23 protein-coding genes, 1 tRNA gene and 2 pseudogenes are annotated in these 25,292 nt (G+C 57.4%); 10 read left to right on the plus strand and 16 right to left on the minus strand.

Annotated elements, in window-relative coordinates; translation table 11 throughout:
• Positions 1-116 precede the first annotated feature (116 nt).
• Complete coding sequence (locus ACQE3E_RS13620; RefSeq protein ID WP_313730062.1) at positions 117-377, plus strand: ogr/Delta-like zinc finger family protein; 261 nt, start codon at positions 117-119, stop codon at positions 375-377.
• Between the two features lie 50 nt (positions 378-427).
• On the opposite strand, the pseudogene ACQE3E_RS13625 reads toward ACQE3E_RS13620, so the two are convergent.
• From ACQE3E_RS13625 to rpoH, 6 genes and pseudogenes are all read right to left on the minus strand, one after another.
• Positions 428-736 (minus strand): annotated as a pseudogene (locus ACQE3E_RS13625) (DUF2335 domain-containing protein); the annotation flags it as partial.
• Between the two features lie 58 nt (positions 737-794).
• Positions 795-1,007 carry a hypothetical protein gene (locus tag ACQE3E_RS13630; RefSeq protein WP_313730061.1) on the minus strand — a complete coding sequence of 71 codons (213 nt, stop codon included), beginning with the start codon at positions 1,005-1,007 and terminating at the stop codon, positions 795-797.
• 83 nt (positions 1,008-1,090) lie between these two features.
• Positions 1,091-1,909 (minus strand): tyrosine-type recombinase/integrase, encoded by an 819-nt coding sequence (locus ACQE3E_RS13635; protein WP_313730060.1) that lies wholly within the window; start codon positions 1,907-1,909, stop codon positions 1,091-1,093.
• Complete coding sequence (locus ACQE3E_RS13640) at positions 1,869-2,342, minus strand: Arm DNA-binding domain-containing protein (protein ID WP_313730059.1); 474 nt, start codon at positions 2,340-2,342, stop codon at positions 1,869-1,871. The genes ACQE3E_RS13635 and ACQE3E_RS13640 overlap by 41 nt, the downstream gene beginning before the upstream one ends.
• Before the next feature lie 176 nt (positions 2,343-2,518).
• Positions 2,519-2,603 (minus strand) — tRNA-Leu (locus ACQE3E_RS13645).
• A 135-nt stretch (positions 2,604-2,738) separates the two neighbouring features.
• Positions 2,739-3,590: an RNA polymerase sigma factor RpoH gene (gene rpoH / locus ACQE3E_RS13650; protein WP_313730058.1), complete on the minus strand. Its 852-nt coding sequence runs from the start codon at positions 3,588-3,590 to the stop codon at positions 2,739-2,741.
• 241 nt (positions 3,591-3,831) lie between these two features.
• On the opposite strand from rpoH, the gene ACQE3E_RS13655 reads away from it, so the two are divergent.
• Both ACQE3E_RS13655 and ACQE3E_RS13660 read left to right on the plus strand, forming a co-directional pair.
• The gene (locus tag ACQE3E_RS13655) at positions 3,832-5,493 is read left to right on the plus strand and encodes a glutamine--tRNA ligase/YqeY domain fusion protein (protein WP_313730056.1); all 1,662 of its coding nucleotides are present in this window, start codon (positions 3,832-3,834) and stop codon (positions 5,491-5,493) included.
• A 38-nt stretch (positions 5,494-5,531) separates the two neighbouring features.
• The gene (locus ACQE3E_RS13660; protein ID WP_313730054.1) at positions 5,532-6,347 is read left to right on the plus strand and encodes a hypothetical protein; all 816 of its coding nucleotides are present in this window, start codon (positions 5,532-5,534) and stop codon (positions 6,345-6,347) included.
• Positions 6,348-6,653: 306 nt separating this feature from the next.
• On the opposite strand, the gene ACQE3E_RS13665 is transcribed toward ACQE3E_RS13660, so the two are convergent.
• The gene (locus ACQE3E_RS13665) at positions 6,654-6,932 is read right to left on the minus strand and encodes an addiction module antidote protein (RefSeq protein WP_168029371.1); all 279 of its coding nucleotides are present in this window, start codon (positions 6,930-6,932) and stop codon (positions 6,654-6,656) included.
• A gap of 77 nt (positions 6,933-7,009) precedes the next feature.
• Positions 7,010-7,243 carry a type II toxin-antitoxin system RelE/ParE family toxin gene (locus ACQE3E_RS13670; RefSeq protein ID WP_427500658.1) on the minus strand — a complete coding sequence of 78 codons (234 nt, stop codon included), beginning with the start codon at positions 7,241-7,243 and terminating at the stop codon, positions 7,010-7,012.
• Between the two features lie 274 nt (positions 7,244-7,517).
• Between ACQE3E_RS13670 and ACQE3E_RS13675 the strand changes: the two genes are divergently transcribed.
• From ACQE3E_RS13675 to ACQE3E_RS13685, 3 genes are all read left to right on the plus strand, one after another.
• Positions 7,518-7,850 (plus strand): hypothetical protein, encoded by a 333-nt coding sequence (locus ACQE3E_RS13675; protein WP_313730052.1) that lies wholly within the window; start codon positions 7,518-7,520, stop codon positions 7,848-7,850.
• Between the two features lie 119 nt (positions 7,851-7,969).
• Positions 7,970-8,527, plus strand: coding sequence for a Uma2 family endonuclease (locus ACQE3E_RS13680; protein WP_313730051.1), 558 nt, complete (start codon positions 7,970-7,972; stop codon positions 8,525-8,527).
• Between the two features lie 20 nt (positions 8,528-8,547).
• Positions 8,548-9,432: a fructosamine kinase family protein gene (locus ACQE3E_RS13685; protein ID WP_313730049.1), complete on the plus strand. Its 885-nt coding sequence runs from the start codon at positions 8,548-8,550 to the stop codon at positions 9,430-9,432.
• 95 nt (positions 9,433-9,527) lie between these two features.
• Here the strand turns inward: ACQE3E_RS13685 and ACQE3E_RS13690 are convergent, their stop codons facing one another.
• The 8 genes from ACQE3E_RS13690 to ACQE3E_RS13725 form a co-directional block, all read right to left on the minus strand.
• Positions 9,528-12,176 (minus strand): sensor domain-containing protein, encoded by a 2,649-nt coding sequence (locus ACQE3E_RS13690; protein ID WP_313730047.1) that lies wholly within the window; start codon positions 12,174-12,176, stop codon positions 9,528-9,530.
• Complete coding sequence (locus ACQE3E_RS13695) at positions 12,169-12,621, minus strand: hydrogenase maturation protease (RefSeq protein ID WP_313730046.1); 453 nt, start codon at positions 12,619-12,621, stop codon at positions 12,169-12,171. The genes ACQE3E_RS13690 and ACQE3E_RS13695 overlap by 8 nt, the downstream gene beginning before the upstream one ends.
• 11 nt (positions 12,622-12,632) lie before the next feature.
• Positions 12,633-14,162, minus strand: a complete 1,530-nt coding sequence (locus ACQE3E_RS13700; protein WP_313730045.1) for a nickel-dependent hydrogenase large subunit — start codon at positions 14,160-14,162, stop codon at positions 12,633-12,635.
• Positions 14,162-15,103, minus strand: a complete 942-nt coding sequence (locus ACQE3E_RS13705) for an NADH:ubiquinone oxidoreductase (RefSeq protein WP_064030275.1) — start codon at positions 15,101-15,103, stop codon at positions 14,162-14,164. Before ACQE3E_RS13705 ends, ACQE3E_RS13700 begins: the two co-directional genes overlap by 1 nt.
• Before the next feature lie 239 nt (positions 15,104-15,342).
• Positions 15,343-17,049, minus strand: a complete 1,707-nt coding sequence (locus ACQE3E_RS13710) for a PKD domain-containing protein (protein WP_313730044.1) — start codon at positions 17,047-17,049, stop codon at positions 15,343-15,345.
• Between the two features lie 18 nt (positions 17,050-17,067).
• Positions 17,068-19,578: a TonB-dependent receptor gene (locus tag ACQE3E_RS13715; protein WP_313730043.1), complete on the minus strand. Its 2,511-nt coding sequence runs from the start codon at positions 19,576-19,578 to the stop codon at positions 17,068-17,070.
• Positions 19,579-19,646: 68 nt separating this feature from the next.
• Positions 19,647-20,489 carry a VPLPA-CTERM sorting domain-containing protein gene (locus tag ACQE3E_RS13720; RefSeq protein ID WP_313730042.1) on the minus strand — a complete coding sequence of 281 codons (843 nt, stop codon included), beginning with the start codon at positions 20,487-20,489 and terminating at the stop codon, positions 19,647-19,649.
• Positions 20,490-20,594: 105 nt separating this feature from the next.
• Positions 20,595-21,374 (minus strand): VPLPA-CTERM sorting domain-containing protein, encoded by a 780-nt coding sequence (locus ACQE3E_RS13725; protein WP_427500659.1) that lies wholly within the window; start codon positions 21,372-21,374, stop codon positions 20,595-20,597.
• A gap of 486 nt (positions 21,375-21,860) precedes the next feature.
• Between ACQE3E_RS13725 and ACQE3E_RS13730 the strand changes: the two genes are divergently transcribed.
• The 4 genes and pseudogenes from ACQE3E_RS13730 (at position 21,861) to ACQE3E_RS13745 (ending at position 24,875) form a co-directional block, all read left to right on the plus strand.
• Entirely contained in the window at positions 21,861-22,418 is a 558-nt protein-coding gene (locus tag ACQE3E_RS13730; RefSeq protein WP_313730041.1) for a hypothetical protein, read from the plus strand.
• A 220-nt stretch (positions 22,419-22,638) separates the two neighbouring features.
• A pseudogene (locus ACQE3E_RS13735) lies at positions 22,639-22,801 on the plus strand (type II toxin-antitoxin system ParD family antitoxin); the annotation flags it as partial.
• Positions 22,802-23,029: 228 nt separating this feature from the next.
• Entirely contained in the window at positions 23,030-23,545 is a 516-nt protein-coding gene (locus ACQE3E_RS13740; RefSeq protein ID WP_254786781.1) for a hypothetical protein, read from the plus strand.
• Complete coding sequence (locus tag ACQE3E_RS13745; RefSeq protein ID WP_071158128.1) at positions 23,538-24,875, plus strand: ImmA/IrrE family metallo-endopeptidase; 1,338 nt, start codon at positions 23,538-23,540, stop codon at positions 24,873-24,875. The genes ACQE3E_RS13740 and ACQE3E_RS13745 overlap by 8 nt, the downstream gene beginning before the upstream one ends.
• Positions 24,876-25,292: the final 417 nt, after the last annotated feature.

A 25,292-nucleotide genomic window follows, 5' to 3' on the forward strand; every position in this document is an offset into this window, starting at 1 on the left:
GCGGCTTGAGTTTAACCCGCTTGCTGTATGGCGCGTTCGGCGTTGGCTGTATTCAGTGATTTTTTGCTTGCGCGGCGTATAGTTTTAAACCTCGCCCATTCATCCGGAACGCTCATATGACTGTCTATTGCTCCAACTGCCAACAAAAAGCCCGCATCACGTCCCGCAACAATCTGAACGACGAAAAAACCGTCGCCGATTTGTACTGCCAGTACCTCAATGTCAAGGAATGCGGGGCGACGTTCGTCACCATGCTAGGCTTTAAGCACTACCTCAACCCGCCGGCTCAGTCCACGCTGCAATTGGCGGCCAACTTGTTGAATACTCTCACCAAGGCCGAACGCGCTGCGCTGTTGCAAGGCATGCCACCCGGCTGATCGCCAAACTGGCTTCCACTTCATTGCATTGATTTTCCGCGCGCGTTGTCTTATCGATCGCTTCGGCTGTTGATGATGGCTTTGACAATGCCCAGGATCGGAACGCCGACCAAGGCTATGGATACCGAAGGATGCGCGCCAAAATAGGCGGTGATGGATGCCGCCACAACGGCTGACAAGGCAATGACAAATCCCAGCCATTGGCCGCGTCGGTTGTCCTGGCGTATGGCCTCGAATTTAGCGAGTTCGTACTTGATGGTTTCGGCTTCTCTGGCCAGGCGAGCAGCTTGCTCGGTTTCGGCCATTTTAAGGATGCGTTCGGCGCCGTTTTCTATGGTTGCATCGAATCGTTGAAGCGCGGCGGGTGGCGGTAATGGGCCGCTTCAGCCGACCGATACTTGGGTGTCTGTGTGGAGGTTATGTGCGACGGGCTTTTTCTTGCGCGGATTTTTCACGTTGGATTGCCTTTTTGAAGTCGCCGCCGATTCTCAACCAGTCCCCACGCATATTGTCGAGATCATGTTTTTTTTCGGATATGGACAGGGGAAGATCCGGATAACGAGCATCTGAGTAAAGCATACCGGCAGCGCTCAATCCGCTAAGCAATCCCTTAAAGGTGGATTTATTCATAATTTGCCGTTTGTCCGATAACATTCAATAGGGTTCAACGCAATTCATTCTATAACAGAACGACCGACATTCCCAATCTGGCTTTAAGCCTGGCGCGGGAACTGAATCACCTGCGCGCCGTTTTTGAGGGCGTCCAGGTAATCGGCCCAGGCCTGCATCATCCGTCGACGTTCGTCGAGATATTGCGCGCGGTTGTAGGCGGCGCGGACTTGGTCCTTGGGCATGTGGCACAGTTGCCGCTCGATCGCGTCCGGCGACCAGCCTTGTTCGTTGAGCAAGGTGGACGCGGTGGTTCTGAAACCGTGGGCGCTCATTTCGTCGCGTTCGTAGCCCAGGGTCTTTAACGCGGTACGAATGGTGCCGTCGGACATTGGCCGGCCGTCTCCCCTACTGGACGGGAAGACATAGCGGCCGGCACCGGTTAACAGCTTGATGGCCTCCAATATCTCAATCGCTTGCGCCGATAGCGGAACAATGTGCTGGGTTTCAGTTTTGGTGACGAAGTAGCGCCATTCTTTGGCGGCCATGTCGATGTCTTTCCATTCCATTTGCCGGATTTCGCCGGGCCGCTGAAATAGGTAGGGCGAAAGCCTTAAGGCGCATTGCACGATAAAGGTGCCTTGGTATTGGCCAATGTCGCGCAGCAGCTGCCCAACTTGCTTTGGCTCGGTGACGGCCGCGTTGTGTTTGACCTTTTGCGCCGGAATTTGGGCGCCGACGGCTTGAGCGGGATCGTAGTCGGTAAAGCCGTGAGCGATCGCGTAGGCAAAGGCGGCGCTGATGTCGGCGCGAACCCGATGGGCGGTTTCCAGTTGCTTTTTGATGATCAGCGGCCGGATCACCGCAAAGATGTCTGGCGACTTAACGTCGCCTATCGGTATTTGGCCGATTTCCGGAAACACGTAGAGTTCGAAGCGGCGGTTTTTCTTGTGGTGCGTGGTCGCGCACGGTATGGGCCGTGGATTCCAACCACTGCCTGGTAATGTCTTCGAAGCTGTTGGCGATGGGCAAGCCGGCGGTCACGCGGCTTTTATTTTCTGCGGCTTGGGTTGCTTCCGCCCGCGCTTGTTTTCTGGTCTCGCTTGGATCGGTGCCATTGGCAAGGCTATTGCGTGCGTCTTCGGCTTTGCGTCTGGCGTTTTCTAAGGTGGTATCCGGATACACGCCAAATGAAAGTTTCTTCCGCTTGCCCTCGAAGGAATAGATGAACTTCCAGATCTTGGTGCCGTTTTTGCCGACCACCAGATAGAGGCCACCACCGTCATTGATAAAGTAATCTTTATCACGCGCCTTTGCCGCCCTGTAGACCGTGTCTTTATTGAGGTGAAGCGCCATAGTGTGTCCTCGGTTGTGTCCTCGCCGAGCGCCATTATAGGTAAGGACACAATGAAGGACACACTTTTGCTTGCATGCCCCTGCATTTCGTTGCACTTCTTTGCACAATAAAAAACCCGCTAAGCCAGACAGCTTGCGGGTTTTTGGACTTCGTTGCACTTGCGTGCATAAATCTGTGGTACCGAGGGTCGGAATCGAACCGACACTCCCGAAGGAACCGGATTTTGAATCCGGCGCGTCTACCAGTTTCACCACCCCGGCACAGAAGTAACCATTATACTGCAATTTTATTACCGCGCAACCTCTTTTTAATTGCGAGGTTTAGAGTTTTCATTTTCGCCTCGCCCTACTTAGAGCGCGGTGCGTCCTTGTCGCATTGAAAACCCTAGCGTGTCCTTAAGCTTCCAGCATCACCGCCGCTTTAAGTTTTTTCATCGCGTTTTGTTCGAGCTGACGTATCCGCTCGGCGGAGACCTGATAGCGCTCGGCCAGATCATGCAAGGTGGCTTTTTGTTCCACCAGCCAGCGGCTGGCGAGAATATCGCGGCTGCGCTCGTCCAATCCCGCCATCGCGTCCAGCAATAACTCTTCCTTACGGTGTTCCCAATCGCTGGTCTCCAATAGTAAGGCCGGATCGGCGCCCTGCTGCTCCAGATAGGCAATCGGCGCCGGCGAGTTGTCGCTATCGTCGTCGCTGGGCTCCAATCCCACGTCTCTCCCGTCCAGACGGCGTTCCATCTCGTAAACGGTTTTGACGTCGACATCCAGATTTTCGGCAATCGCCTCGGCATCGTCGCGGCTCAGGTAGCTCAGGTCTTTCTTCAGCTTCCGCAAATTGAAGAACAATTTACGTTGCGCCTTGGTGGTAGCCACCTTAACGATACGCCAGTTTTTGATCACGTATTCGTGTATTTCCGCTTTGATCCAATGCACCGCGAACGACACCAGCCGCACGCCCAGATCCGGATCGAAACGTTTGACCGCTTTCATCAAACCGATATTGCCTTCCTGAACGATGTCCGCCATCGGCAAGCCGTAACCGGCGTAACCGCGCGCAACGTGGGCGACAAAACGTAAATTGGACATAACCAGTTCCTTGGCGGCTTCCAGATCGCCGAGGTCGCGATAACGGACCGCCAACGCATATTCGTGCTCGGCGCTCAATTTGGGCATCCGGGCAATCACGCTTAAATAATTATCGAATGTCCCGACCGACAAGTTGATCGGCAAAGCCAAAGAGTTATTCATAACAGCCTAGACTCCGTTGATGGTTTATGTGTTGACAGAATTCTAGCACTCGAATACAGAGAGTGCTAATAATTTGATAAAAATCTTCTCAGTCAAAAAGTTAGCAGCATTTTCGGCGAATATTCGCCGCGTCCGGACCGGTTCGGCCACTTTGCGAGTACCGTTTAAACTCGTTAAAATGGCCGACAGTGTTCAACCCCGCGAAATTTGCGGCTTTATCCAATTTCCTGTTTCCTACTCCATGTCAGCGACCGATAGCCCCGTTTCTTCGAATTTCATCCGCCACATCATCGCCGAGGATTTGGCCGCCGCTAAAAACAACGGCAGGGTCGCCACCCGCTTCCCGCCCGAGCCCAATGGCTATCTGCATATCGGCCACGCCAAATCGATCTGCTTGAACTTTACGCTAGCCGCCGAAAACAACGGCACCTGCAATCTGCGTTTCGACGATACCAATCCGGAAAAGGAAAGCGTCGAATATATGGAATCGATCGAGCGCGACGTGGCTTGGCTGGGCTTCCAATGGGCCGGCAAATACCACGCTTCCGATTATTTCGAGACCTTGTACGACTATGCGGTGCAATTGATAAATCAAGGGCAGGCTTACGTGGACAGTTCCACGCCGGAACAAATGCGCCTGGATCGCGGCACGCTGACCGAACCCGGTAAGCCTAGCCCGGACCGCGACCGCGCTATCGAAGAAAACCTGGACCTGTTCCAACGCATGCGCGCCGGCGAATTCGCCGACGGCCAATACGTGCTGCGCGCCAAGATCGACATGGCCTCGCCCAACATTAATATGCGCGACCCGGCGATTTACCGCATCCGCCGTGCTCATCACCACCGCACTGGCGACGCCTGGTGCATCTATCCGATGTACGACTACACCCACTGTTTGTCGGACATGCTGGAGGGCATCACCCACTCGATCTGCACGCTGGAGTTCGAAGACCACCGCCCGCTTTACGACTGGGTGTTGGACGAACTGAAAACGCCGTGCCATCCGCAGCAAATCGAGTTCGCCCGCCTGCAACTGGAATACACCATCGTCAGCAAGCGCAAACTACTGCAACTGGTCACCGAAAAACACGTCACCGGCTGGGACGACCCGCGCATGCCGACCATCTCCGGCCTGCGCCGCGCCGGCGTACCGCCGGAAGCGATCCGCGATTTCTGCGAGCGCATCGGCGTGACCAAGAAAAACTCCTGGATCGAAATGAGCTTTCTGGAGACCTGCATCCGCGACAACCTCAACGAAAACGCGTTGCGGGCGATGGCGGTCTTGCGACCGTTGCGCGTCGTCATCACTAACTGGGAAGACGGCAAGAGCGAGACTTACCAAATCGCCAACCACCCGCAAAAACCGGAAATGGGCAGCCGCGAAGTGGCGTTCGGCAAAGTGATATTGATCGAACAAGACGACTTCATGGAAAACCCGCCGAAAGACTTCAAACGTCTGGTGCCGGGCGGCGAAGTGCGCTTGCGCGGTTCCTACGTGATCAAATGCGAGGAAGTCATTAAAGACGCCGCCGGCAATGTCGTCGAACTGCGTTGCAGCTACGACCCGGCCACGCTGGGCAAGAACCCGGAAGGCCGCAAGGTCAAGGGCGTGATTCACTGGGTCTCCGAGCAACACGCACTGTCGGCGGAAATCCGCCTCTACGACCGCCTGTTCAGCCACCCTAACCCGGACACCCTGGACAACTTCCTGGACGGCATCAACCCCGACTCGCTGGAAGTCTTGACAGACGCCCGCGTCGAAGCCAGCCTAGCCAACGCCACGCCCCATACCCGTTACCAATTCGAACGCACCGGCTATTTCTGCGCCGACAGCGTCGATAGCCAATCTGGGAAATTAGTGTTTAACCGGACGGTGACGTTGAGGGATAGTTGGGGGAAGTGATTGACGTGTCAGATATTCGCATTAGGAATATTCCTCTCATGCCAAGTTTTCTAAATTGGACTTCACTGACCTTCATCGTCAGTATTGTCGGTATTGCAGTGCCAATTTGGCTTTGGCAAGCAGACTTACATGCAAAGTCCCTTTCCTTCCGACTTGCTTCTCAAGTTCCTCTGACCGCCGAGACCACTGGTACTATCAAGGGGCTAGAAGTCTTGATGGACGGTATCAAGATTCAATCGCCGATCCTCTCTGTCGTAACACTTGTAAATGATGGAAAGAAGCCGCTACCAACAACGGACTTCGAATCACCACTTCAACTCCGAGTGCTTGAAGGTTCATCGATTGTCCGCGCAGAAGTAACGTCAACATACCCTAAAGATATTGAAGCAAAAATAACTTGGGATAAAACGGCCGTGAGTTTTAAGCCTGTACTTCTCAATCCTGAAGAAACCATAACCATTTCTATCCTCTCGGAGGGAAAACAACCGGATTTTTCGCCTCGCGCGCGAGTCATCGGGATTTCTAGCGTTGAGTTCGTTGATAGCACCAAGAAAGGTCCGGCTTGGCAACGTTCTGCAATGTTCCTTGTGACAGCCATATTCCTTTTTGCGGCATCTGATATAGCCGACGTAAACTATGTTGGCGGCCCAAAGATCGTCTACGTTCGGAAGAGGGCTGCGTTGCTATTGAAGATAGTCTGTACTCTCGCCGGAATGGGTGCTTTCTTTATTTTTACTCAGATCGCAGATCTGAACGGCTTATGGACAGTGATCACCTCTCTCACTGGAACAATTCTTACTGGCATAGCAATCGGCACCGCTTTGAATTTCGGAGCTAAAAACATAGCCGAGTAGGGTACGCAACGCGTACCATCTCGGGGCGTTGCCATTCCGATGGCTAAAAAGATACCTCTGAGCGGGACGGGGTTTGTAACCCCGTCCCCAACGTTTCAACAAGGCGTTGCCGTAAATCAAACGCTTAAGGACGGGTTGAATAACCCGTCCCGCTCGTTCGTTGATCCGAATACCTTGCGCTTTCGGAGCTACAAAAATATTAACGCAAGCTTTTAAAAGAGACCCACCATGTCTGACAACATCAAAAGCAGTCGGATTAGCCCCAGGTGGCAGTCGGGACTTTTAGGATAGCTGTGCAAACGGAGTCTAGGAGACAATCAATTTACAACCTAATGCTTCGACAATTTTGGCGATGGTTTCAAATCGGGGATTACCGCCTTCCGCCAAGGATTTGTAAAGGCTGGCTCTAGTGACTCCAGCTTGCTTAGCAACTTCGCTCATACCTTTGGCGCGAGCGGCAATATTAAGTGCGTGTATAAAATCGGAAGGACTGCCGTTGCTTGCCGTTTCCCGCAAAAATTCACGGACATCGGCTTCTGTTTCCAAATGTTCGGCAATATCAAAAGCGGTAATAGTGTCAGGCATGGTTTAATCCTCCAAGGAATTCAATATAGCTTTGGCTTTTTCAATGTCTTTGTTTTGGCTGGATTTGTCGCCACCAGTTAGCAATAAAACAATTCGTGATTACGGATTGTGTAATACAACCTAATGCCGCCACCAAAAAAGCAGCGTAGCTCAAACAAATTTGCGGACAAGGTTTTGCTGTCGCCGAAATTGCCGTTCTCAATCCGTGCCAGCCTGGACAGCAACTGGTTTTTAACCGTCTTGTCCTTGTGCCTGGAGAACCATTCGGCAAATGTCTGCGTGCTTTGCAATTCGTATTTCATGACTGACATTGTTTCCCAAAGGAAACAAAAGTCAAGCCTTGCGTTGGCGGGTTTCGGGTATTTTCAAGCGCTGCCAAGCCGAACTTACGTGAGGCAGAAGCCGATAGGCGCATCGTTCGAGAGCATTGCGCCTCGGCCAGGCACGACCTATCCGGGATGCGAGCCTTATCGCGTTGCAGCTTGGCCCGCAAAACAGGCCGGTCAACCGGAAACCAAACCGTTACGCAATTTGATTTGCTCCGTTACGCTCCGGTACCAATAACTTTCAGCGTCTGGCCGCCACATGACTCCTCGAATTCATCCTACCCACGCTAAAACCTCACTGAAGGTTATGCTGTCGATTCTTGCGGTTTCGGTAATGCCCTTTGCATACTCATTTTATGCCGCATATCAGCTGAACGACGAATCGCTGGAGACAATAAGCATTGCCGTGCTAATGATGATGTGGATTTTTGTGATGCTGATCGGAGCGCTGCGTATGTACGTCGCCAAGTGCCCGACTTGCAACCGATGGATGCGCCGGCGCACTAAACAGCTTAGCGCGCCTGAGACCATTCACTTCACCTGCGAAAAATGCCGTATCGACTGGGATTCGACAATCGCGAAGAGCGATTAGCCCGCCACTGGTGTCCGGCACATCCGCGCATAAACCGCAACGCCGATTCGCCGATTGCAAAACCCGGCAATCCTATCAACAATAGGGAATATCTTTAGCCTAAGGATCAGGAGCGTCCCATGTCCGTACCCCTACCAAAATCCAACTACATCGGCCCGGAAGATTATCTGGAAATGGAGTTGTCCAGCCCTGTCAAACACGAATATCTAGCCGGCGAGGTGTTCGCGATAACCGGCACCAGCGACAGCCATAACCTCATCGCCGGCAACCTCTACATGCTGTTTCGGGAGCACTTGCGCGGCACGCCGTGCCGAGTGTTCATGTCCGACGTCAAATTGAAGGTCGCCGCGGCGGACGCGTATTTTTACCCCGATCTGATGGTCACTTGCGAGACCGCGCCGGATAGCCATTTCCGCGAACAGCCGAAACTGGTCGTCGAAGTGCTGTCCGATTCCACCGCCAAATTCGACCGCGAGGACAAGCGCCAGCTATACCAGTCACTGGACAGCCTGCAAGAATATGTACTGGTCGCGCAAAGCTGCATGGACGTGCGCGTTTACCGGCGTACCGACGACGGTTGGGACATGAAAATATACACCGACGGCGCCACGATCCCGCTAGCATCGGTTGAACTGAATATCCCCATCGACAGCATTTACGAAACGGCTTGGGATTGACCCGCCGCACTGGAAACTAAATGACCCTGAACGCTGAACTATTACAACATTTGCAACAAACCACCGGCCGCACGCTGCAAAATCCGCGCATCGCTAGCGTCGGCGGCGGCGACATCAATGCCGCTTACCGCTTGCGAGCCGACGGGGTGGATTGGTTCGTCAAGCTGAACCGGGCCGCGCTGGCGGAGATGTTCGCCGCCGAGGCCGCCGGACTGCGCGAACTGCGCGAATCCGGCACGGTCGAGGTACCGGAACCGATTTGCCACGGCCGTTTCGCCGACCAATCCTACCTGGTGTTGCACTTTGTCGAGCTTGGCCCGCTGCATTCGGCCGCCGCCGGCCGTTTCGGCGAAGCGCTGGCGGCTTTGCATCGCATTCGCCAGCCCTGGTTCGGTTGGCACCGCGACAATACGATAGGTTCCACGCCGCAATTCAACCATCGCGCCGACGACTGGGTCGAGTTTTGGCGCGACCGCCGCTTGGGGGAACAATTGCGCATCGCCGCCGATCACGGCCATGGCGGCCCGCTGCAAAGCCTGGGCGAACGCTTGCGGGAACGCGTCGGCGAATTTTTCAGCGATTACCGCCCCCACCCTTCGCTGTTGCACGGCGATTTGTGGGGCGGCAACGCCGGCTGCGACGCGCAAGGCCAACCGCTGATGTACGATCCGGCGTGTTATTACGGCGACCGCGAAGCGGACATCGCGATGACCGAATTGTTCGGCGGTTTCAGTCGCGATTTCTACGCGGCCTACCAACGAGAGTATCCGCTGGACAGCGGCTACAAAACCCGAGTGACGCTATACAACCTGTACCACATCCTTAACCATCTGAATTTGTTCGGCGGCGGCTATCAAAGCCAGGCCAAGCGCATGATGGAGCAGCTCCTGGCGGAATTGGGTTAAACGCCGTCGATGCCCCGCTCCGCTCGCCGTTCCGGGGCGATTGCCGGCGCGTCGATCGCGGCGGAAGCCGCGCTCCGTTCTCCCGCGCTCCGGTGCTAGCTGAATTCGCCAGCCTCCGCCGCCGCTTGCAACAGCTCGGCGAAGGCAGCGCTATCCAAACAGTGGCCGAAAAAATAACCCTGCACTTCGTCGCACTCCAGTTCGCGTAAAAACGCCGCCTGTTCGGCGGTTTCGACGCCTTCGGCCAACACCGTCATCTTCAGACTTTGACCCAGGGCGAGAATGGCGCGGGTAATCGCGACGTCGTTGCTGTCTTGCGGAATGTCCATCACAAACGAGCGATCGATTTTCAGTTTGGCGACCGGCAGTCGCTTCAAGTATCCCAACGACGAATGCCCGGTACCGAAGTCGTCGATCGCCAAGGTCACGCCCAACGCGCGCAATTCTTCCAGCACGCCGACATTGGACTCGGCTTGACGCATGATGTAGGTCTCGGTGATTTCCAGTTCCAGACAGCTCGCGGGCAAGCCGGTCGAGGCCAGGGTCCGGCTGACCATCGCCAGTATATTGCCGCGTTCGATTTGCACGCCGGACAAATTCACCGCGACGCGAGGCAGATTCAAGCCGGAATCCAACCAACTCTTCATTTGCCGGCAAGCCATCAGCAACACCCATTCGCCGATCGGTACGATCAAACCGCAATCCTCGGCGATAGGAATGAATTTGTCGGGCGGGATCATGCCCAATTCGCGATGAAACCAACGCAGCAACACTTCCGCGCCGGCCAGACGGCCGTCGCCGACCCGGTATTGCGGCTGGTAATACAATGTCAGCTCGCCGCGCGCCACGGCTTCGCGCAACTCGCCTTCGAGATGCAGCCGTTCGTTGGCGCGGGCAGTCAAATGAGCTTCGTAAAACTGGAAATTGCCCCTGCCCTGTTCCTTGGCCCGGTACATCGCCAAATCGGCATGTTTGATCAGCGTGGTCGCATCGTTGCCGTCGCCGGGAAAGCGACTGATGCCTATCGAGGTGCCGATGTCCAGGCGATGGCCGGCGACGTTAAACGGCAGGGTCAGCGCGCCGAGAATTTTGGCGGCGATCCGTTCGATGTCCGGTTGGTGGCGAGTGTCTTCAAGCAGAACGATAAATTCGTCGCCGCCCAGACGGGCCACGGTATCGATTTCCCGCAAACTGTCCCTGAGACGCTGCGCCACCGCGCGCAACAGCTCGTCGCCGACCGGATGACCCAAGGTATCGTTGACGTGCTTGAAACGATCCAAATCCAGGAACAAGACCGCCAAGCCCTGGCCGTCGCGCTGCGCGCGCCGCAACGCGTGTTCGCAGCGCTCGTTCAGCAATTGGCGATTAGGCAGACCGGTCAACACGTCGTAATAGGCCAAGCGGTGAATGTGCTCGGCGTTGCGCTTTTGTTCGCTAAGATCGTAAAACACGCCGATGTAATGCAGCAAGCGGCCGTCCATCGCTCGCACCACCGAGATGCTCTGCCACAGAGGAACCACGCCGCCGTCGCGGCGGCGATCCCAAATCTCGCCTTGCCATTTGCCGTCGCGTTCCAGAGTGCGCCACAAATTCCGGTAAAAATGCGCGTCCTGATTACCGGATTTCAACAGTCTGGCTTTGTGGCCCAGCACCTCGGGCGGCGCGTAACCCAGGATTTCCGAAAACGCCCGATTCACCTTGATGATGCGGGTCTTCGCATCGGTAATCATGATGCCGTTCAAGCTGTTGTCGAACACGCTGGCCGCCAGTTCCTGCTCCGACTCGGCATCGCGCTGGGCCGTAATGTCCTGCACCGTGCCGAACGAGCGTAGCGGCCGGCCGTCGCTGTCGTAATGCGTGACGCAACGCTCGTGTACCCATTTGATTCGATCGCCGGCCAGCAACAAACGGTGATCGATCGCGAACGCGCACGGCGAGTTCAGCGACTCGGCGTAGGCCTGATCGACGGCGGCCCTGTCGTCCGGATGCACCAAGGCCAGAAACGCTTGATAGTTGGCCGGCGCCCGCGCCGCGTCCAACTCGAATATCCGGCAAACTTCCTCGGACCAAATCAAGCGGTCCGCCGCTAAATCCAGCTCCCAATGGCCCAACTGCGCGATATGTTGGGCTTCCTTCAACAGGCTTTCGCTACGCCGCAAACGGTTTTGCTGATTCTTCAACGCACTGATGTCGGTGGCGCAAATCACCGCGCCTTCTTCCTTACCCTGCGGGCTGTGCAGTAGGCTTGCTTCCATCCAATAATCGCGGAACGCGCCGCTCGAATCGGCCAGACGGTGCTCGGCCGCGTAACCGTCGGCCCGACGCAGGGTTTCGAACAACGGCGAATACACCGGCCACGGCAATTCCGGCAATTGGTCCATCAAGGTTTGCAATTCGTCGGGAAACAGCCATTCGTCCAAAACGCGACCCTCTATCGCCGCCGCTTGCTCGCCCATCGCTTCGGCACAACGCCGATTGATCTGGCTTATTCTGCCGTCCGGACCCAGCACGATCACTAGCGCGCCGGTGGTGTCCATCACCCGCTGGGTAAAATTGGTTTGATTGAGTTGCCGTAGATTCGCCGCCCTTAGCGCGCTGCTTTGCGTCTCCAACGCCCGAATCATCGCGTCGGTTTGCTCGGCACCCTTCACCATTTGCTGTTCCAACGCGGAATTCGCCAGCCGCAACGCGGCCAGCTCCAACCTTAGCCACTCCAATTCGGCTTGCAGGGCCTGGTCAGTCATCGCCGGCTCCGATGTAACTACGGATCAGCGCCACGGCCGGCGCCACGGCGGCCGCGACCGGCGCGGATAAACCCGGCCGAAAGGCCGACACGTCCGCGGATTCGACCGCGACGATACGGACGCGCGGCGGCGGCTCGGGCATCGCTTGCAAGGCTTGCAACAAATAGCCGACCCCGCCGCCGTGCCCGACCGGCGCGGCTTCGGTCAGCACATCGCCGGCCGTCAATTCCCGCAAGCGGCCCGGCTCGGCGCCCGGCGCCAGGCTATCGACGATGATGGCTTCGCCGCAGTCCCGAAACAACCACAGCGCGTTCAAGCCCGAGGTGCCGGCGTCGAACACCCGCCAGCCGTCCGGCAGCGGAGTTTCACTTAGGCGCGTATACACCGCCGCGCCGAAGCCGTCGTCGCCGTGCAGCGGATTGCCGAAACAAACGATATGCGGCATCAACGTCACCGTCACGGCAGGAAACGCCAGCGTTTGCCGGTTTCCAGCATATGCACGGTACAGACCAGGCAAGGGTCGTGAGAACGGATCACGTGGCCGATTTCAACCGGATCGTCGGGGTCGGCCACGCTCAGCCCCACCAGACTTTGCTCCCAGTGGCCGGGAAGCCCGGCGCTGTCGCGGGGCGAGGCGTTCCAGGCGGTCGGCGTGACGATCTGGTATTTTTCGATCACGCCGCCGCGTATCCGCAGCCAATGTCCCAGCGCCCCGCGCGCCGCCATGATCAGGCCGTAGCCTTCGCCGTCGATTTCGGCATGCTTGGCCGGATTGGCGATATGCGGCTCGCCGAGATGTTCGGCCAATTCGTGCAAATGCCGTTCGGCCTGCGCCAATTCGTAAGCGATGCGGCGAACCCTGGCAAATTGCCGCAACCAGGCGTTGCCGCCTTCGGTCGCGTAAAGATCGGCAATTAAGGCGTCGCCGCCGATCAGCAATTCGGCCAACGGGCCGGTTTGCACGACCTTGTCGGCGTAGCGCGGCGCTTTCGCCCAGGTGTAACGATCGCTGCCCGGTTGGTAATCCGGAATCGTCTCGCCCTGCCAGGGATGGCGACCGCCCGAATACGGCCGGAACCAGGAATGGCGGACGTGCTCGTTAATCAGCGCTTGGTCGAGTTCGGCAATACGCCCGGTATCGCCGTCGTAGAATCCGCCCGGCATCAATCGGGCGCTGTGCGGCGCATCCCAGTTGGCCGGATCGCACCAAGCGCCGAAGCTGATCATGTGCGGCGTACCGGCCGCCAACCTATGCAAACCCAGGTCGCGCGCGCAACGGCTCACCAAGCCCAATGCACTGGCGGCATGCGCCGGCCGCTCCAGCCACTCGAAATAACCGGCGGCGCTATCCAGCGCCAACCATTCGTCCAGCGGCGCGCCGATCACGATGCGCTCGTACCATTCGCGCACTTCGGCGAAGATCGTCCGGCAGGCAAGCAATCGGCGGGCATCGGCCGGCGAAGTGACGCCGCCCGGCACCATGTACGACGAATGCGGCCATTGCCCGCCGAAATGGGCGACGACTTCGACGACCCTTCGGGTAATCGCCAAGGTTTCCCGGTGCACGCGCCCGGCGAACGGCGCGAACTCAGCCTCCGCCGCCGCGAACCACGGCCGGTCGCGGTAACGGGCGTTGCGGAAATCCGGCGCGAAGAACAAGAAAGTTTGCCGCAAATCGTTTTGGATGCCTTCCGCGATTAGGCAAACGTTCCGAATCCGGGTGGCATTGGCCGGAACCGGCACGCGCCAGGCGTGCTCCAAGGCCAGCACCGCCGTGTACAAATGCGCGGTGCCACAAATCCCGCATACTCTCGGTGTGAGAACCAAGGCGTCGCGCGGACTACGTCCGACCAGAATTTGTTCGAAACCGCGATACAGCGTACCGACCGTGCGCGCTTCCACGACCACGCCATCTTCCAGACTCAGCGCCAGTTCCAGGTCGCCCTCGACCCGGTTCAAATTGACATTTAGCTCGACCCGCGCCATCAGACGTCCATATCCTTGCCCTCGACCCGCGCCGGCGCGGCCGCCCTAGCCAGATTCTTGTAAGCCATGTAACGCGCCCGTTCCACGCCCATCGGCAGCCGCACCGGAATGTCGCCGATTTTTTCCGTGCTGAACAAATCGACTTCACGCGGAAAATCCGGCGAAGTGCAGCCGAAACACGGCACGCCGGCGCGGGTCTTGCTGTTTACGCCGTTCCACAAGTCGCTGTTGCACACCGCTTGCGTCATCGGTCCCTGGCAACCCAGATTAAAAAACAGACACGCCTTGCCGCCGAATTCGGTATCTTCGATGTCGTATTCGTGGTACTCATTGCGGGTGCAACCTTGGTGCACGACAGTATTGAAAAAGGCCAGCGGCCGATTCAGCTCGTCCAGCGGCAAGGGCATGCCGGCCGCCAGCCAGGCCAGGGTTTGCGTCATGGTATGCGGATGGGCCGGACAGCCGGCCAGATTGACCACCGGCCAGCCGCGCCGCGAGCGCCATTCCGCCGGCAGCAGACCGCTCGGCAGGTCACGATCGAATTGCAAGCCGATGCAGTCGCTGGGATTCGGCGCGGCGGCATGCACGCCGCCGAACGCCGCGCAAGTCCCCATCGCCACCACGACGCCGGCGCGCTGGGCCAGCTCGCGGACAATCTCCATCCGTGCCCGCCCGCGATAACTGTCGTACAAGCCGGTGCCGCGCGGCGCGGTGACAATGCTGCCTTCGACGCAGAGAATATCCAGCGCCCGTTCTCCGGCGCCTATGGCTTCGATCAGGCGGTCGTGCTCGCGCATAGACGCGCTGGATAAGGACGGATGCCAGAGCAGCTCGACGCCGTGCGTCGCGAACAGTTGCTCGATGCTGGGCGATTGGGCACTGAGTATCGCCAGCGATTCGCCGCCGCATGCGCCGGTTTGTAACCAAAATAACGTCGCCACCACCACTCCCGAATACCGTTTGGGAGGCATTGTATTGAAATTGGCTCAGATCGGCCAATTTCGAGCAAACGGCTGATACATTGCCCGCACGTCGCTATCCCGCCGATACGGATTTAAGCGCCGCTCCGGCCGCGCCCGCGCCGGAGATTGACAGGATTGCCTCTAGGCGAGCGAGAATTAAACGCAGCCCACCCTGCCCCGCGCAAACTCGGACCAGCCGCCGGCGACCATCTTGACCGCTAGCGCCGGGTGGCGTCGTATTGCTGACCGTCGTCGGTCACCGCGCTACCGCGCGTCGGCGGCACCATCACGCTGACCGCGCCCTGACAGGACAAACCGGCGTAGCTGGCGGTAAAAGCCACCCGATAAGCCCGGCCGTTGCCGGTGAAAGCCTGGTTTTTCGGTTGCAGGCCCTGGCGCTCCGCCCGCAATTGCAATACATCCAGCGCCAGCGGCTTTTTCGCGCTGCGCTTGGTGCGGGTGATTTTGGCGTCCGGACTGGTTTTGTCTTTCAGCGCCGGGTTTTTCAACGGTTCGTCCTGGCTTACCGCATCGATACGCAAATCGTAATTCGGTTTGGCGATATCAATACCGGGACCGGTGATACCCTGAATCAGCACTTTTTGCATCGCGCCGTTCGGCGACCATAAGTAGGTTTTGCTGGGCCTGGCTTGCGAGCAATCCAGCAAACCGTCGTCGTTGTTGACGACCACATCAACCGTCGCTTCGGCCGAGGCCGGGCTAGCCGCATCGTCGGTCACGGTCAGTTTGAAGCTCAGGGTTTCCGAGCCGCTGGCCAGCCAGGGCGCGGTGAAGCTGGCCGTAGCGCTTTGCGGGTTATGCAAGCTGACGGCGGTACCGCCGGTCTGCTCCCATTGATAACTCAAACCGTCGCCGTCGGCATCGCTGGCGCTGCCGGCCAAGGTCACCAGACTGGCTTCGGCCACCGACTGGTCGGCGCCGGCATCGACGCTGGGCGCGCGATTGCTTGGCGGCGGATTGTTATTGCCGGCGTTGACAGTGATCGTCACGGTATCCGGATCGCTTTGCAGACTACCGTCGCTGACGGCCAACGCGAACACCAGCGTGCCGGCGGTGGCCGGCGCGGTAAAACTGGGCCGTTGCGCGGTGGCGCTGGACAGCATCACCGTCTCGCCGGATAGCTGCGTCCATTGATAAGCGGCGATCGCGTCGCTGTCCGGATCGCTGCTAGCGCTGCCGTCCAGTTGCACGGTGGCGCCGGTATCGACGGCCGCATCCGCGCCGGCATCGGCGGTCGGCGCGTGATTGACGCTGGGCACGCCGGCCGCGATCACGACGGTCGGCACCGATTCTATCGTCTCGCCACCGGTCAGATTGGGCAGACTGCGCACCTTGACCGCCGCCAGTACCGTCGGCGCGCCGGCATCGGCACCGCCGCCGCGTATCGCCGCGACCAGTTTGTCTACCGTCAAGGCATTGGGCAGGCTACCGTCGTTCTGAAACTGAATATGGCCGACTTCGCCGACCGCCAAGCGGGCACCGACACTGCTCGGCGTCTCCGAACGCGGGAAACCCAATTCGCTGGTAAAGGTAAAGCCATCGACGGTGGCCACGTCTTCCTGCGGTTCCCAACGATCGGACTGGGCGCTGTCGTCGCCGAATTGTTCGACCACGATGCCGGGCAATTCCGGCGCGGTGTAGTCGAAGGCCAGCAACAGTCCCGAGATATAGCTGGTGGCGCCGACGCCCGGCACCAGATTGGACGCGACGTTGGTCAGCCGCAAATCGACGGCCGGCAAGCCGTTCGTGTCGATCACGTCCTCGAAATGCGCGGTGGCGACGGTCTGGCCGGTACCGGCGGCCGGCGTCAGCCGGTAATTGAATACCAGGTCCAGTGTGGCGGCGTCGGCCGCGCCGCCAATCAGAGTCGCGGCGATGCAAAGCGCCGATAATGGTTTGTTCATGGCGTCTCCGCGCAAAGCTTAAAATTTCAACCGCACGCCGACCCAGCCGCCGAACGGCGCGCCCGGTCCCAGAAAGCGCGGGTTGCTGTAGTTTTGAAAGCCCGGCAACTCGTTGGCTTCGCCCAACATGCCGAAGGACTCGTAATCGGTGTCGAACACGTTTTCCATGATCAGGAAGGTCGCCAGATTCGGCGTCCACTGATAATTGGCGTGCAGATTCATCACGAAATAGGGATCGGTCGAACCCAGGAAATTGCCTTCGTCGCCGCGCAGAAACTGCCCGGAATTGAACAGGCCGTCGCCGCCGACCGTCAGCGCCGTCGTGACCGGCACGGTCAAACCCAGTTTCAAACTGTGCTGCGGAATACCGGGAATCCGATCGCCTTTTTCCACCGGAATCACCGCGCTGTATTCGCCGTTGGCGCCGAAGGTTTCGATCCGGGCCGGATGGGTGGGACTGCTGACGAAGAAGTTGTTCTGGAAAGTGGCGTCAACGAAGCTGTAGCGCAAATACCAACGCCAATCTTCCCGGAATACGCCGGACAAACCGGCTTCCATGCCCACCCGGCGGGTATCGCCGACGTTCGAGAAAAACCCGACATTGGACGTCGCGCCGCCGGTGGATTGAAAAATGATGTCGTTTTTGTTGATGGTATGAAAAAACCCGACGTTCCAGGCCGTGTCCTTATCGAGCTGGCCGCGAAATCCGGCCTCGAAGCTTTCGGCGACGACCTGCTGCAAATGCGGATCGGCCAAAAAGGCGTTGGGCAGCCGGCATTCGGCGTTGGGATCGGAACAGGCCAGTTCGACGATGGTCGGCGCTCGCGCCGATTCGCTGTAACCGCCGTAAACGCCCAGTTTGTCGGTGACTTTCCAGGTCAAACCGGCTGACGGGTTGAAACGGCTGTAAGCGTGGTTGTCGTTCAATTCCGGACTGTTGCCCAAGCTGTCCAGCAAACGGATCACGGTATCGTTAAAGCGACCGCCGAAGCTCAAGGTCACGCGGTCGGTCAAGTCCAGCGCATCGTTGAAAAACGCCGACCAAGTCGTGGTCCCGCCTTTCAGGCCGGTGGCGTCGTCCGGAATGAAAATGCCGGAGCGGCTGGTACTGCGGTCTCCCAACAAACGGACGATTTCCACCTGCGAGCCATAGTTGACGACACCCCGGTTGTAACCGAAACCGGTAATCAACTGATTGTTCAAACCGAACAATTTATGCTGAAACGTGGCTTGACCGGTGGCACCGAAGCTTTTTTGCTTGCGGGTACTGATGTTGTTGATCGCGTTCAACGGGTGATCGGGATCGTCGTAACCGACCGGATTGCCGTTCTGGTCGCGGACTATCCATTGCGACAGGATGTCGGAACCGGCCATGCCGGCGATGTCGTCGGGACAGTCGCCCGGCTCGGCGCGTTCGCGGGAAATCCCCTGGCTGGCCAGGAAAGACCAAAAGCTATCGCCGCTGTAACCGTCGCTGCCAGGAAACAGCGGATAGGCCGGCAAGCCGTCGAGATTGCGGTCGTACAGCGCGCCGGCTTCGGAACAATCGATGTAGGCGGTATCGTCGCCGTTGAAGGATCGCGTCACCGTATCGCGGTAAAACGCGTTACCGGCCAGTTGCACCTTGTCGTTGAGCCAATGCGTGCCTTCCAACGTGAAAAATTTCATGTCGTTTTCGGTGCGGTCGGGCGAGGTAAATATCGCCGAGCGGTTGTCGCGCAACAATTCGGTGGGGACCGCGCCGTTGCCGATCAAGTCGCTGTTGCCGTACAAAGCGCTGAAATCCAGCGACGATTTGTCCGAGCGCCAGCCCAGCGAACCGTAGACATTGATGGCCTCGGACGGCGAGGAATCCCGCCAGCCGTCTTCGGCGAAGCGCCGAACATTCACGAAATATCCGAGACTGCCGTCGTTGCCGCCGCTTTCGGCCGACACCACGTTGCGGCCCCAGGCGCCGCCGTAAGCCTCCAACTCGTGGCCCGGCGAATTGAAACCGTTCTTGGTTTGCAGCGATACCGCGCCGCCCAAGGTATTCAAGCCGAACAAGGGATTGGCGCCGCTGAACACGTTCATGCTCTTGATCATCGATTCCGGCAGCATGTCCCAGTTGACGGTATCGCCGAACGGATCGTTATAGCGCACGCCATTCACATACACGCTCATCCCCATCGGTAAACCCAGCAACGGCGACGCGGTGAAGCCGCGAAAATTCAGGTCCGGTTGCAGCGGATTGTTTTGCGCGGCATTCAACGTCACACTGCCGGTGGTGCGATTCATGAACGAGGTCAGGTCGTTGGCTTCCGATCGATCCAAATCGCGGTCGGTGGCGGTTTGCACGTTGGCGGGAATTTTGTCCTTGTCCAGGCCGACGCCGTGTACCGGCGTCACGTCGACGACTTCGACCGCTTCCAGGGTATCGTGACCGGCCGTCTCGGATTCGGCGGCTTCGGCGCCGAACGCGGCGCACAGAAAGGCAAAGGCCACCGGCTTGGCGGACTGCTGTAATGGCTTCATGAACTTGATAAACATGGGGGGCTGCGACCGATAGGGCCGCAACCCGGTTGAACCGACGCGCCGACCGGGCGCGCGACTAGCTTTCAGCGCGACCGACGTTTGCCGATCAAACCGATGCCGGCCAGCGCCGATAAAAATAACGGCAGCGCGGCGGGCAACGGGACCGGCGCCATCGCCATCGCCAGCACGTTCAAACGATACTGCGCCGGATTGCCGCCGGTGGCCGAGTTACCCCAGAAGCCGCTGCCGGCAACGCCGCGCAAGGCGGGATCGGCGTTGCCGGTGCCGCGCAATTTGATCCAGCCCAGCGCGTCCGCTTGCTCCGGGTGCAAGGCGTTTTCGACGGCGTTGGCCGGATTCAGTAAATTCGCCACGCTGATGCCGGAAAAGCCGGCGCTGTTGTAAAGGTCTATCGTACTGCTGGTGCCGGCCAACAAGGTCTCGGCGCTGAAGTTGTACTCTTGTTCGAAGGCCGGATCGCCGGCCGCCGCGCCCCAACCGTCGGTGGCACCGTCTTCCTGCCATTCGATGCCGCCGCTCAAGCCGCCGGAAGTGACCGGCGCCAGATTGACGCCACTGACATAGCTCCAATGCTGGTTATTGAATTCGTAACCGTTGTCGGTGGAGGTGCCGGGAAAATTGAGTTCGAACGAAGAGATCCACACCTTGGTACCGGCCACGCCGCTGGAAAATTGCGCCAGGTCGCCGGCGGTCAATTGCACCCGCACGCCGCCGTAGCCCTCGCCGTTCAAGCCCAGATCGGCCAAATCGGTCACGGTAATGCTCGCGACGTTAGCGACGCCACTGCTGCCGTACAGATTGGTGGCGATGTAATTAAAGTTCAGGGTGGTGGTCGCTGCGGACGCGGCGGACAGGTTCAAAAGGGTTGCGCCGGCCACCAGCCAGGATTTCGTTGAAAGTTTCATCGTTATTATTGTTTGAATTGAAATGGAAAAAACAGCCAAGCATTAGCGGCCGCGCCGCCTCCCGGCGGGAGCAGTGCCTGGAGGCGGCGCGGCGCTAACAACGGTTTAAGCGCGGCGGCGGCGCAATACCCCGAAGCCGGCCAAGGCGGAGGCGAATAACGGCAACGCGGCCGGGACCGGCACCGGCGCGGCGGTCGGCTCGACGGCGCCGACCACCAAGGTCGCGACCGACTCGATATTTTCGCCGCCGGTAATCGCACCCAAGCTACGGACTTTGACGGCCGCCATGATGTCCGGAATAGCAGCGTCTGCCGACCCGCCGCGCAAGGCTTCGACCAACGAAGCGACGGTCAAGTCGCCCTGCTCGAGTCCGGTATCCCACCAAAACTGGATATGCGCGCTGTCGCCGACCCGCAAACTGGCCAAGCTGGTCGAGGAAGACGGATTCGAGGTGCCTTTGGGGAAACCCAATTCGCTGGTAAAGGTAAAGCCGTCGACGGTCGCGACGTCTTCTTGCGGCTCCCAGCGGTCGGATTGGGCGTTGTCGTCATCGAATTGCTCGATAATGATGTTGGGCAATTCTTCGTCGGCAAAATCGAAAGCCAGCAACAACCCGGAGATATAGCTGGTGGAGCCAACGCCGGGTACCTGATCCGACGCGACGTTGGTCAGGGTCAAGTCGATGCCTTTAAACCCGGTGCTGGTAATCACGTCTTCGAAATGAGCCGTGGCGATCGTGGTGCCCAGCGCGCCCGCGCCCGGCGTCATGCGGTAGCTGAAATCCAGATCCAGCGTGGCCGCCGCCGCGCCTTGGCTCAAGGCCAGACCGATACCCAGAGCCAGCGAATTGACGGAACGGCTAAACGATTTTGGGAGGTAACTCATATTGCGTCCTTTTTTCCGAGATTAAGAAAGAATTTTTCTCGGCTATTCTCGGGAAGCGGCGCGAAATGGCTTAGGGAATTTTTCCCGGTATTTGACCGAATGTTTCCCGATGTTAAATTTGGTTAACGATTAACCAGTTAGCCGGCAAAAAGCCTGCTACGCGGCCGGATCGATCGCCGCCCTCATTGACGCCGATGAAAACCACGGCGCACGGATAGGCAAGGACCCGTCAAAATCGGCGCTTACCCGCGTTTCCAAAGGTCGCTAACGAACAATAAATTGAAGCCCGGTTTGTGGGAACACTCTGGCGTGACCGATAATAGAATCCAGCTGGAAGCCGAGAAAGCCGGGTATCGTTGCCGCTCCACCCGGTCCACCTCCATGGTTTTCCGGCGGCGTAAGCCTCGCCGATTGCCACAACAACCGCGATCGCGCCGGGCGCTTTTTAAGTCTTTCCGGCGGCGGCCGGCACTACGAGGACACAGCATGTACTACTCCAATATGTACGAATTCGGCGTACACAACACAACCGTCGGCGTCACCGGGTTTGTCACCTGCATCGGCGTCGTGTTCGTAACCAACCAACAGCTATACGCCATCCACATTCCTCAAACGCCGGCAAGATATGCCGACGCACACCGCGAATTTGGGATGTTCATCGCCCGTACCGAGGGACCTAGAATTCAGGGCGACATCCTGGTGTTCTGTAACAGTCCGCAGCGAGCGAACGTCGTCAATGAATTGCGGCCTTTAATCGGCGCCCTGAATGTGAATACCAGCACGCTCTACCGGCTGAATGGCCCCGGACTCAATAACGCGGCAAACGCCGCAGCGGTCCAGGTGGACCGGGTAGTTGCGGGCGTGGCCGGCTTTGGCGTGAGCGTGAAGTACGAAGTCAATAACAACATCGCCTGGGTTGCCGGGGGTACCGCGCCGAGCGGCCGATATGCGCCAGGCGGACTGGGTGGCGGCGTCGTCCCGAATGCACCGGCCAATTGGGTCAACGTCACCGCGCAGAATTGCCAAATATCCAACCCCTGGTGATTTTGCCCATCCCCAAGCGCCGAACTTGGGGATGCCTCGCCGGCAAGCTCCGCCCCTGCAAAGCCTGGGAACCGGTGGAATCGTCGGCACACTTGAGTCTGGCGCCAGCGGCGGTCTACATTAATAACTAATACATCGACGCCTTATCGGTAGCGAGATCATGGCTGGAAATACTTCCGTCACTTTAGGCGACCACTTTGATAACTTCGTGCAGGAAAAAATACAGCAAGGCCGTTCGCGCCGGTTTGCGTAAACTGGAAGAAGAGGAACTTAAGCTGCAAACATTGAGAGCCAAGCTACAAGCCGGCGAAGACAGCCCGTTGCAGGAGGATTTCAACCAAGAGCAATTTCTGGCCTCAATGCGAAAAAAACATAGCCAATGAAGCCCAGCTATCGTATTAGGCTGAACGCGACGGTCGGCATGTTCGGCGATTTGCAGGAGATTGAAGGTTTGGAAATGCGGGCGCTTGGAATAGATGATGAGTTGGAGTGAGCTATCGACCCGACGGTCGATCTGGTTCCCAAACTGCAGTTGGGGAACAAGCGGAAAATCTGACCATGAAACCGGAATGGGTTGAACTCGTCTAATGAAAGATTTTTAAGTACTGCTGATGTTTGGTATATTTCATTTAAGTATCTATTTCTTAGAAGGAAAATATGAGCCGCTTGAAATCTACGTTAACTGCATAATAATGAAAAGAAGATACCAGCAGTTTAACAACAAGCGCGTAATCAAAGAGCTAACTGTTTCCGAACGCCAACAATGCAAAGAGCTTGCGAAACAAGTGAAATACGTCGGCAATCCGGAACATAAACAAAACCCCGGCGACTTTGGACTTACACCGCCTAGCGGAGCGCGTCCGGGGAAATCTCTGTGCGATGCGGTCAATATATTTTCCAAGCGTATAGCCCAATCGTTATTGAAATTGGGCTTGCAAAAAGGACTGGTCAGCGAGCGTTATCACGGCGACTGGCCGCAAAATATCTGGTCAGTTACAGAAAAGGGCGAAGCATTGGAAGCGCAACTCGATAACAAAGAACAAGGCACTTATCACGGCTACCCTATGCCGGAATCCGACCCAATGGCAAACGAAGTGATTAAACGATGGAAGCTGTCTAATGGCTGAACTTAAATTTAACTTCGACTGGGCGGCTGCCGGACATGATGTCCCGGAACTCGCCAATACTATGGCTGAATTGGCTTTGCATGTCGGCAATGTCAACCTGACCAGAAACGACAACATTTGGGCCAAATCGGTACGCGATTCGGTTTTAGTATCTGCTTACCCTTTGGCAATGTGGCTAGCCTCGTCATGGTGGCGGCTCAATTTCGAACCTTTACCCGCCCATGGAAAACCGCCCTCTGTTGATTGGCGAATGGCACACGAAATCGGTGCCGCCAACCACGGCTTCGTATGGCCAAAAGCCGTATTTGCATCGGATAGCGAGGTCATACAAATTTGGGCCGAACCGTCCTGCGCTACGATTCAACAATCCGTCAAATACTTGAACAAGTTAGATGCCCACGCTTCTGTCAAATTGGCTGATTTTCAGCGTAGTGTAACTGGGTTTGTCGAGTCCGTTATAAGTCGCCTGGAAGCCGTCGATTGCAAGAACAGTCACTTGTATAACCTCTGGCAGTTAATTCAAGAAGAAATTGCCGATCCTCAGAGTGCCGACTACCGAAAGCTGGAAGCCGAATTAGGCTACGATCCGGACGAATGCCCTGACGCAATAATGGCGCATGCTCAAAAACTTGAGCAACGCATGGGAGCAGAAGCGCTAACCGAATTGGCGCCGGTATATGGCAGAACAGCCGGCACCGAACCTCTGAAAGCCATTGACGAGATAATCGAAGGTCCCGGACTAACCGGAAAGCCGGAAATGCCGCAGTTGGCCGAATCTGAATCCTCGACCGGGCTGCCGTGGCAACGAGCCATAGCCGCCGCAAGAAAATTGCGCCAATGTTTAAGTAACGAAGAAGCTGCCATCGACAACAAACAGCTTTACGGCTTGCTGGGCCTAACGGAAGACAACGTCGAAGGTTGGGTGCCTCTAACACGTAGTAGTGCCACTGTTGCAATACCTACAAACGGCGAGCACTTCAAGTTTGTACCACGAAAAAAACATCCTCAAGCAAAACGTTTTGAATTGGCACGCCTATTAGGCGATTTCGTTTTGACAAGCAACGCCAATCACCATTGGCTTACAAGCACCGATTTATCCACGTCGAGGCAAAAATATCAACGCGCATTCGCCGCCGAATTTCTTTGTCCGATAGATGCGCTGAAAGGTTTCTTGGACGGAGATTATTCGGAATCCGCAATTGAAGAAGCCGCTGAGCATTTCCGTGTAAGCCAAGCAACGGTCGACAGTTTGTTAAAGAATAACGGCCTTGTCTACTCCATGTTGGCCGGATATACGGACACCGCCTTACCTTATCGCTTAGGCGCTTAAATTCCGTAATGGTGGGCACGGATGTTTGTGCTCACGCAAAATATGGTTCGGAACTGGTGATAGTGTCGACTCCCAAGCCGGAGCTTGGAAATCCCAACTCTCAGAAGCGCGAGTTTCCGTTCCAACTAACTCTCCTTAGCCCATGACCCGCAGCCGCTACCGAGTCCTGCAAAATCCAAGCCCGCACTTCCTGACTGCGACGATCAACCGGTGGCTGCCGCTGTTTACTCGCCCGGCGACGGTAAATATCGTGCTGGGTTCCTGACGGACTTTGCCTTACGACAGCGGGTTCCAGCTTTACGGTTACGTGATGATGGAAAACCGTTTCAGCTGATCGCCGCGTCGACGGATTTGAGCCGGGACATGCAACGGTTTAATTCTTATTGGTCGGATTCTCGGTAGTGCTCGTCGTTTCGG

The organism is Methylomonas sp. MED-D (assembly GCF_050276835.1).
GTDB classification, from domain to species: Bacteria; Pseudomonadota; Gammaproteobacteria; order Methylococcales; family Methylomonadaceae; genus Methylomonas; species Methylomonas koyamae_A.

Coding starts and splice junctions, on each gene's coding strand:
- ACQE3E_RS13620 (WP_313730062.1), top strand. CDS start 117: ATGACTGTCTATTGCTCCAACTGCCAACAAAAAGCCCGCATCACGTCC.
- ACQE3E_RS13630 (WP_313730061.1), bottom strand. CDS start 1,007: ATGAATAAATCCACCTTTAAGGGATTGCTTAGCGGATTGAGCGCTGCC.
- ACQE3E_RS13640 (WP_313730059.1), bottom strand. CDS start 2,342: ATGGCGCTTCACCTCAATAAAGACACGGTCTACAGGGCGGCAAAGGCG.
- rpoH (WP_313730058.1), bottom strand. CDS start 3,590: ATGAATAACTCTTTGGCTTTGCCGATCAACTTGTCGGTCGGGACATTC.
- ACQE3E_RS13655 (WP_313730056.1), top strand. CDS start 3,832: ATGTCAGCGACCGATAGCCCCGTTTCTTCGAATTTCATCCGCCACATC.
- ACQE3E_RS13660 (WP_313730054.1), top strand. CDS start 5,532: ATGCCAAGTTTTCTAAATTGGACTTCACTGACCTTCATCGTCAGTATT.
- ACQE3E_RS13665 (WP_168029371.1), bottom strand. CDS start 6,932: ATGCCTGACACTATTACCGCTTTTGATATTGCCGAACATTTGGAAACA.
- ACQE3E_RS13670 (WP_427500658.1), bottom strand. CDS start 7,243: ATGTCAGTCATGAAATACGAATTGCAAAGCACGCAGACATTTGCCGAA.
- ACQE3E_RS13675 (WP_313730052.1), top strand. CDS start 7,518: ATGACTCCTCGAATTCATCCTACCCACGCTAAAACCTCACTGAAGGTT.
- ACQE3E_RS13680 (WP_313730051.1), top strand. CDS start 7,970: ATGTCCGTACCCCTACCAAAATCCAACTACATCGGCCCGGAAGATTAT.
- ACQE3E_RS13685 (WP_313730049.1), top strand. CDS start 8,548: ATGACCCTGAACGCTGAACTATTACAACATTTGCAACAAACCACCGGC.
- ACQE3E_RS13690 (WP_313730047.1), bottom strand. CDS start 12,176: ATGACTGACCAGGCCCTGCAAGCCGAATTGGAGTGGCTAAGGTTGGAG.
- ACQE3E_RS13695 (WP_313730046.1), bottom strand. CDS start 12,621: ATGCCGCATATCGTTTGTTTCGGCAATCCGCTGCACGGCGACGACGGC.
- ACQE3E_RS13700 (WP_313730045.1), bottom strand. CDS start 14,162: ATGGCGCGGGTCGAGCTAAATGTCAATTTGAACCGGGTCGAGGGCGAC.
- ACQE3E_RS13710 (WP_313730044.1), bottom strand. CDS start 17,049: ATGAACAAACCATTATCGGCGCTTTGCATCGCCGCGACTCTGATTGGC.
- ACQE3E_RS13715 (WP_313730043.1), bottom strand. CDS start 19,578: ATGTTTATCAAGTTCATGAAGCCATTACAGCAGTCCGCCAAGCCGGTG.
- ACQE3E_RS13720 (WP_313730042.1), bottom strand. CDS start 20,489: ATGAAACTTTCAACGAAATCCTGGCTGGTGGCCGGCGCAACCCTTTTG.
- ACQE3E_RS13725 (WP_427500659.1), bottom strand. CDS start 21,374: ATGAGTTACCTCCCAAAATCGTTTAGCCGTTCCGTCAATTCGCTGGCT.
- ACQE3E_RS13730 (WP_313730041.1), top strand. CDS start 21,861: ATGTACTACTCCAATATGTACGAATTCGGCGTACACAACACAACCGTC.
- ACQE3E_RS13740 (WP_254786781.1), top strand. CDS start 23,030: ATGTTTGGTATATTTCATTTAAGTATCTATTTCTTAGAAGGAAAATAT.
- ACQE3E_RS13745 (WP_071158128.1), top strand. CDS start 23,538: ATGGCTGAACTTAAATTTAACTTCGACTGGGCGGCTGCCGGACATGAT.